Origin of the sequence: Enterococcus sp. NBRC 3427 (assembly GCF_007996925.1) — a bacterium.
GTDB classification, from domain to species: Bacteria; Bacillota; Bacilli; order Lactobacillales; family Enterococcaceae; genus Enterococcus_B; species Enterococcus_B lactis.
Genome location: NZ_BJLL01000118.1, coordinates 1 through 1,257 on the forward strand (window position 1 = coordinate 1; position 1,257 = coordinate 1,257).

Below are 1,257 nucleotides of genomic sequence, written 5' to 3' on the forward strand. Positions count from 1 at the left end.
CTTAAAAGCGCATTTATTTAAATGTTAACATAAAAGCCTTTATACAGGATTCCAAATTTTTACTATAAAAATAAAAAAAGTTTATAAAATAATAGTTAGACAATGAAAAAATATCATACTCTTGCGTAATTTAAACAAAGAGAATGATATCTTATATATTTAAGTCTTTTCTGTTTATTTTTGGGTTATCTTCAAAATTATTTAATCATTAGAACGAGTTCTATCAATCTTGTCCTTTATTTACCCCTGTTACCATCTCAAAAAACAAACACTTTTATGTCCGATTTTTCAGACGTTTTTTTGTTGTTTTTATTAGAAAAAGTTTGTTTTTTCATTATGATAGTTAGAAAAAATACCATTCTCTTACATAAATGAAATGAAGCAAAGAGAATGGTCAATTAAGAAAAAAATGATTAACTATTCTATTATTAGGCTATTTGTATTATTCTTCTGTCACTTTTCTAGCAAAAAAGCCAGAAATAACTAGATATAGGTATTTCTGGCTTATAATATAATATTTACGCCACAGCCTCCCAATGATTCTTTTTGGAATCATAATCTATGATGATTTGCAGTAACATAAATAAATATGATCATCGCTGGTAGTTTATCCAGTAGTACTCAAGAAAATACAAAATGTATTGTTCAAGCGTCTATCATAATGATAAAATGAAACAAATAAACGATACAAGGAGGAAGAGACTTTGAGTAATGGCAAAAAAATTTTTTTCATTGTAAAAATCGTTCAGTTGCTAATCTATGGGATTTCGGTAGCGTGGGCATTTTTTTATAGAGGAATCACACCAAACTGGCCACTTTATCTCTTGTTAGTGGGAATATTAGTAGGAAATTTTGTCCCCCTTCACTATCGTACCAACTTTTTTTCAACTGGTTCTGGTCTTTTTCTTAAAACAAAGACGCGAAAATTAGAAAACATTATTGAAATGACAATTACCTGTATAGTCACTTTCTTAGTAATATTCCTAAACGTCTTCTAATAAAAATCTCTTAAAATTACTTGTTATAGTTAGTTACCTAGTTTGTATTTTTCCTAATTTATATAACACAGTAAGCTTATCTTCCTTATCAACATCTTTTTCCAACTCTTTGTCTTAAATTTGAAACATACAAGCAGAGCTACGAACACTAAGACTGTTTCGGCTCTGTTTTTTGCATCAAATTTACTCTCATATAGCTGATAATCTCGGCTCTTTAAAAGAAATTATTTTCGTCATTTTATTATGAAAAGAGCGTGGG

General features: G+C 28.4%; 1 protein-coding gene. It reads left to right on the forward strand.

Annotation, left to right across the window (positions count from 1 at the left end; translation table 11 throughout):
• Positions 1–704: 704 nt before the first annotated feature.
• Complete coding sequence (locus tag ESP02_RS13125) at positions 705–998, forward strand: hypothetical protein (protein ID WP_025478549.1); 294 nt, start codon at positions 705–707, stop codon at positions 996–998.
• Positions 999–1,257: the final 259 nt, after the last annotated feature.